This is a genomic window from Dehalococcoidia bacterium, assembly GCA_030648205.1.
Taxonomy (GTDB): Bacteria; Chloroflexota; Dehalococcoidia; order JAUSIH01; family JAUSIH01; genus JAUSIH01.
In genome coordinates, this window is record JAUSIH010000044.1 from 22,910 (window position 1) to 28,909 (window position 6,000).

The 6,000-nt window shown below is 63.2% G+C and carries 5 protein-coding genes and 1 pseudogene; 1 reads left to right on the plus strand and 5 read right to left on the minus strand.

What is annotated here, in order from left to right; all coding sequences use genetic code 11:
• Positions 1-186 precede the first annotated feature (186 nt).
• Entirely contained in the window at positions 187-504 is a 318-nt protein-coding gene (locus Q7T26_05265; GenBank protein MDO8531565.1) for a hypothetical protein, read from the plus strand.
• 261 nt (positions 505-765) lie between these two features.
• Here the strand turns inward: Q7T26_05265 and Q7T26_05270 are convergent, their stop codons facing one another.
• The 5 genes and pseudogenes from Q7T26_05270 to tcmP form a co-directional block, all read right to left on the minus strand.
• Positions 766-2,082, minus strand: a complete 1,317-nt coding sequence (locus Q7T26_05270) for a hypothetical protein (GenBank protein ID MDO8531566.1) — start codon at positions 2,080-2,082, stop codon at positions 766-768.
• A gap of 21 nt (positions 2,083-2,103) precedes the next feature.
• Complete coding sequence (locus Q7T26_05275) at positions 2,104-2,409, minus strand: hypothetical protein (protein MDO8531567.1); 306 nt, start codon at positions 2,407-2,409, stop codon at positions 2,104-2,106.
• A 46-nt stretch (positions 2,410-2,455) separates the two neighbouring features.
• Positions 2,456-3,412, minus strand: a complete 957-nt coding sequence (locus Q7T26_05280) for an LLM class flavin-dependent oxidoreductase (GenBank protein MDO8531568.1) — start codon at positions 3,410-3,412, stop codon at positions 2,456-2,458.
• A 103-nt stretch (positions 3,413-3,515) separates the two neighbouring features.
• A complete protein-coding gene (locus Q7T26_05285) occupies positions 3,516-4,700 on the minus strand; it encodes a MaoC family dehydratase N-terminal domain-containing protein (protein ID MDO8531569.1) in 1,185 nt (394 codons plus the stop codon).
• A 461-nt stretch (positions 4,701-5,161) separates the two neighbouring features.
• Positions 5,162-5,854: pseudogene (gene tcmP / locus Q7T26_05290) on the minus strand (three-Cys-motif partner protein TcmP).
• Between the last annotated feature and the right edge of the window lie 146 nt (positions 5,855-6,000).

The following is a 6,000-nucleotide window of genomic DNA, read 5'->3' on the forward strand; positions in this document are numbered from 1 at the left end:
GAACACGCAAGAGTCGGCATCCCCTCCTGGCGAGGGCGCGCGAGGTGAAGCCCCTGGGTTTCCGATGGTCCCCCGCTCCTCATAGCGCGGGGACTACGAGATGAGGTCCCTTCCCCTTCGCAGGCCGCTCGCAAAGGGTGTATCCTAGTCTCCTGAGTCCCCCACAACCCCAGGAGGATGAGCCAGATGGCCGACTACTACTTTGAGCGCGATGTCCGCACGCCCCACAGCGAGGCCTATATCATCACCGACGGGGACCAGGCCGTTGGCCGGGTTGACCTGCACTACACGCACAGCCTTGTGCACGCCACCCTCTGCGTGGGCGAGAACATGACCCAGGAAGGCATTCAGGAGCTTATCGAAGCCATTGACGAGGAGTTGGTGATGTCCGCGGACTCGCCCCGCGACGACTTCGTAGTCGTCGTGCACCAGGGACGCGAGGTAGGCATCTTCAGCGACCAGGACTTCGAGGTCGAGGACGAGGAGGAGCCGCAGGGGATGTAGCCCCGCGGCTAGTGTCACGTTTCTGAAATACGCTTACGATGTGGCATTGCGAGGACTCCGGCTTGCCGGAGGACGAAGCAATCTGGAAGAGGGGGGACCCCGCCGCCAGATTGCCACGCCGTGCGCGCGCGCTGCGGCGGCCCTCCGGAGCCTGTGGTGAGGAATTCGAACCATCGGGCCTCGCAATGACATTGTGACGGCGAATTTCGTGACACCACACTGGGATGCTTTCGACAGGCCCGCGCGCTGCGCCTTCGGCCGCTACGGCCGGACTCCCACCGTGACGGACTTGCCGAACAGCGGCATGGCCTGTGACTTCCCAACAGGCCCGCCGATCACGACCACGTCGAACTGCTCCGGCTCTCGAGCGATGCGCACCATGTAGTCGTCGGGCTTGCTGTACAGCCACTTCCAGCCCGGCTCAACCCACTCCTCCGGGATGGCGTTCTTGATAACGCCCCACGGCAGCAGGGCGTTGTTGAAGAGGTACTGCTTCACGGCGTACTTGGTGTACCCGCGCCGCGCGACGTTCCGGGCTTGCTCCGGGGCCATGAGCAGGGTATGGTTCCAGTCGGAGCCTCGCAGCCAGTAGTACGTCGCGCCCGCTCCGATGGCGTTGATGGAGTGGGCGAACATCATCAATATCGCCTCCGGCTCCTGGTTTTTCATGTCCATGATGGGAATCAGCCCGTCGCATCCGAATACGCTGACGGCGTTGTCCTCCTTGGCGAAGCCGTGCTCGACGTGAAAAGGCTCCCAGGGACTGCCGTCCTCGTTCTCTCCCGCTACCATGCCGTACTTTGTGGGAGACCCGATGGTGTCCATGTCGCCTTCGCCGATGTTCAGGTGGCCCAGGTTGATCATGCACAGCCGCATGGCCCGCCCGATGGCCGTGTTGACCCGCGACTGATACCCCGGGCCCAAAGCTCCACGCCCGTAGCAGATGCCTAGCTCCTTGACCATCGGCCCGTTGACAAGGATGAACGGGTGCACGGCGGACGTCGAGGTGAACTGGTTGACGGTATAGGCCTGAGGCTGGTGCGCCGCCTCAATCGCAGCGAGAAGAATGGGCAGGTGCTCCGGCTTGCAGCCGGCCATCGCCGCGTTCACCGCCACCTTCTCCACGGTGGCAAGCCCCTTCACCGGCTCGAAGAGGACCACCACCTCGTCCCGTTTCCGCTGAGTCCCTTTCACCATCTTTTCCACAAGATCGGGGGTGGGTGCAATAAGCGGAAAGCCGTCTGCCCACTTGCGGCCCAGGAAGTCCTCGTTCATCGCTTCCCAGCAGGCGTGCCGGTCCGTCCCCGAATAGGAAACGACCGCTTCCTGGGACTCGCCTTCAAGCCGAGGCCGGCTGACGGGGGCGGTCAGGAGCCGTTCAACGTTGTCGGCCTGCCCCGCGAGCGCCTCCCGCACATCGTCCGGCGGCATGTCCGTCAGGGCGCGCTCCACGACGATCTGGCGCAGAGTGTCCAGCCCCATTGAGCGGGCCATGATGGCGGCCTCCCGCGAGAACGACGACGCCACGATGCTCACGGTGGGGATGCCCCGCCGCTCAATCTCCACGCTGTCCTGCACAAGGCAGACGGTGCATCCGCCTCAGTCACCCGTGGTGGCGACAACCGCGTCCACCTTCAGCTCCTCAAGAGCGTCGAAGACGCGGGTGTCGCGGGTGTGGCCCGCCCGCATGTAGGCGGCGTGGCGGAAGTCCACGAACTGCATGTCCGGGTACTTCTTCGACCAGACGGCGCGGAGCGTGTTCAGGGCCACGTCCCCGTTCACCTTCTCGTTCCACCACAGGCCGATCTTTCTGCCCCGAAGGGTGGTCATGGCTTGGGACGCCAGCACGGTCTTCTTCGGGGGCAGGGCGGAGCGGGGGTTCATGACCTCAAGGAGCGTCGTCATGGCTGCGCCTCCCAATGTGCTAGTTGGGCGGGTAGCGCGCGAATGCCTAGCCGCGCCCGCGGGAGAGCTTGCCCAGCAGGCCGGTCGTCCGCGTCCACGTCTGCTTCCGGTCAGGGCCGGGATACAGTACGGTCACGATGACTTCGGAGATACCCCACCCGTATAGCTCCCGGAGGCGCGCCGCAACCCGCTCCTCGTTGCCAGACAGCACAACCGCGTCGATCATGCGGTCGCTCCACTGGCCCGTCTCGCCAGCCTCGGGAAAGCCAGCCGCCGCGAACATGCGGGCGTAGAAGGGCTGGTGAGGATAGCCGCTCAGTTGCTCGCGCGCGGCGGCGCGTACCTCTTGCACGTTGTCGTGCACGCACATGGGGACGTGGGCAATCAGCGGAGGCGCAGGGCGTCCGGCCTTCTGCGCTCCCATCTTCATCGCCGGGAGAGCCACATCCCGCAGATACACACCGGGGCTGACCCAACTGATGGCGCCGTCGGCTTCCGCCCCGCAAAATTCATAGGAGCCCCGTTGCAGCGCTGAGGCCATGACCGGTACGTTCGGAATAGGGTCGTTCGTGCGGACATGCGCGCGGTAATGGGACCCATCGAAATCCACAGCGCCTTCGCGCAGCAGCGCTTTCACGACGTGCACGTACTCGCGCAGGTCTGTGAGAGGCTGCTTGAAGTCAATTCCGAGAGCCTCCATTCTCGACTTGTGACTCGGGCCCACGCCCAAGCGCATGCGCCCGGGGGCTACCCTCGCGAGCACGCGAAGCTGCTGCACTGTTACGAGGGGATGTCGCAGCCACGTGGGGACAATGCACGTGCCCAGCAGAATGCGCTTCGTCCGCATGGCGGCGGCGCTGAAGAGGGTGAGGGCGTCGAGCGTTTCGCTGCCGGTGGTAAGCCAGGCGCAGTGAATGCCCAGTTCCTCCAGCTCCTGGATACGCGCCACCGTCGCAACGGCGTCCCCGCCGCGGGCGTCCACGCCAATCTTACCGTCGGTCATCGTTATCCCCTCCTTGCGCTGTCTGGCTCCGGCGCCAAGTGTATCATGGTTGCGCGGGCCGACGCCGCGAACGGACTATTGCACGAAGGAAACCCGGAGCGCGTCAGGCGGACGCTCCGCCGCCTCCCGCCCGCGCGGGCAGCATGACCGTGGCGTGGCCCGGCGCTATGACGCGGCCACGCTGGTCCTCCACCCACACGTCCAGGTCCACCAGGTGGTCCTTCCCCTCCGCGCCGTGCGCGCGCGCTGCGGCGTACTTGCGCGCCACCTTACCCTTCAGGTACAGCGTGTCGCCGACGACGCCGAAGAAGCGCACCTCGCCGCCCAGCTTGCGGACCCAGCCGTCGTCGCCCACCCAGTCCTGCAGAAGATGGGAGACGAGCGCGAACCGCTGCCAGCCGTAGTCGTACGCGCCGGGCGCGCCCAGGGCGTGGGCCATGTCGTCGTCCCAGTGCACGCGCTCAATGACGTCCGGCACACCCAGAGTGTTCTTATACATGACGCCGGGATGCTTCTTGGCGTACTCGTACTTGAGCCGGTAGACGCGGATGAACTGGTCCCATCCGTTGCCCATCTTCCAGCCGATCATGTCGGTGACGGTGTACGGGCCTTTGACCATCGTGGGCAGGCTCTCCCCCGACTGCACGTCCTCCCAGTACCGGGGGACAGCGCCGCGCCGGAGGGACTTCTCCCGCTCATACGTCTCGTAAATCTTCTTCATATCCTCATCGGTGACCTGGGCGAGGGTGATGTCCTTGTACTTGCCGCGCTCCCGCGACTCGTCCCGCTCCAGCCGCATGGCCCAGTGGCGGTAGACCGCGACGACCGCGTCGTTCTGGTCGCGCATGGTGTGCGTGGTCTCCTGGCGGTATATCTTCCCCGCGAACTGGCTCCTCTTCTCCTCGAAGGCGGTGATCTGCGACGAGCACCTGATCTGCGTGCCGAGCCGCAGCGGCGCGGGGCACGTCAACTCGCCGCCGGCCCACAGGTTGTGGACGCCGGGCAGGCCTTGCGGTATGCCGCGCCGGCCCATGCAACTCGAAGGGAAGCTGAACGGCGCGATGATTCCCTTCCAGCGGGTCTTCGCCGCATACTCGGGGTCGAGGTACAGCGGATTGTCGTCGCCGAGGCCGAGCGTCGCGTAGTGGCGGATGTTGTCCCGCGTGACTTCGGTGTGGTACTGCTCGTAGCACTGGAACTGCTTGCCCATCCACGAGCGGATTTCGGCAAGCCCCTCCTCGGTGATCTTGCCAAACTTGGGGAAGTACTTGAACTGAGGCCCTGCCATCTCGACGTTCTCCTCTGCGGCAAGGGAATCGAGCAAGCGGGCGCTCGCCCGCCGGATGGCATTGTACAGCAAACAGCGCGGCGGGAGGCCGTGCAATGAGGAGGCACTATCCTTGGTCCCCCTTCCTGGCAGGAAGGGGGACAGAAAAAGTGAACCTGGGGGTCACCCCCAATGCCCCCGTCAAAGGGGCTGCGCCCCTCTGCACACCCCGACGGGCGAGGCGATGGCCGGTCAGCGAGGTGGCGGGCGGCGAGATGAGCGCGCCAGGCAGCAGGCACGGGGGCGCAGTCCTTCTGCGGAAGGATGCCGGGGGTCAAAGGGGGTGTCCCCCTTCTCTTATCCTCCCCCTCTCCGTCGGACGGAGAGGGGGACCGAGGGGGTGAGGTTAGGCGCGGCGGGCGATGGCGACGGCGCGAGAGGGCGAGGATGCAGATAGGAATGATAACCAATACCTTTGCATCCTAGCTGGCGAACTTCACCTTGCAACCGTCGGGAAACGTGCCCTCGCGGCGCTTTTTGTCATTTGGCACGATCACTTCTTCAATGGCAGAGGGGATGCGCCTCTCAAGTTGATCTAAAGCTTTTCTCAGATGGGTTAGTTTCGCTGTGGGGTGGGAATCAGTGAATTCGTCTAGCTCCACCTTTCCTACTGCCTTGCCTTTGTATGAATTCACCAAGGTCTCAGCTAGGTCATCAATCGTGGCCGCCTCATTCACATCACGAAGAAAGCCTATCTGGTCAGGGTTTCGCAGATCCGAATATTGAAACTGGCCATCAGGTGCTATGTGCCAAGCGGCTTCCTTGAAGACACGCATCCCAAGGTGATGTTTGGTCCCATAAAGCAGATAGTATTGGCTTTGATGATGCTTATTGACCATCTGGAAAGAGACACCTCTCCAGCCTACGTCCGCCAGGGTTTGCTGGTAGGTAGTCACAAGGCATCTCTCACGCTCTGCTCCTTCAGGCAGTTGGAGACATTTCCGCCAACTGTCATTTCCATAAAGTTCGTCTATAAGGGCATGATGGTTCTCTTGGCTCAGGAACCATTGGTTCAACGACTGATAGGCGAAGTTGATCAATACTTCCGAGCTTCGATGTTCCGCCAGGCGCTTTATCAGCTTCATCGGGAACCCAGAGGGACCAAAGGGATCAACAAAGACTAGTACTCAGTCACTCTAATTTTGAATAGTTCAAAACTTCGTGTACGATGGGAGCATTCTGAACAAGGAGGAGATCCCTGTATGTCAGTGCTCAAGTACGTGGTCAGGCTGACGGATGAGGAACGAGAGCAAGCCAACGC

What these genes read in the sequence shown, in the direction of transcription:
- Q7T26_05285 (MDO8531569.1), bottom strand. Translation starts at nt 4,700, where the DNA reads ATGGCAGGGCCTCAGTTCAAGTACTTCCCCAAGTTTGGCAAGATCACC.
- Q7T26_05265 (MDO8531565.1), top strand. Translation starts at nt 187, where the DNA reads ATGGCCGACTACTACTTTGAGCGCGATGTCCGCACGCCCCACAGCGAG.
- Q7T26_05280 (MDO8531568.1), bottom strand. Translation starts at nt 3,412, where the DNA reads ATGACCGACGGTAAGATTGGCGTGGACGCCCGCGGCGGGGACGCCGTT.
- Q7T26_05275 (MDO8531567.1), bottom strand. Translation starts at nt 2,409, where the DNA reads ATGACGACGCTCCTTGAGGTCATGAACCCCCGCTCCGCCCTGCCCCCG.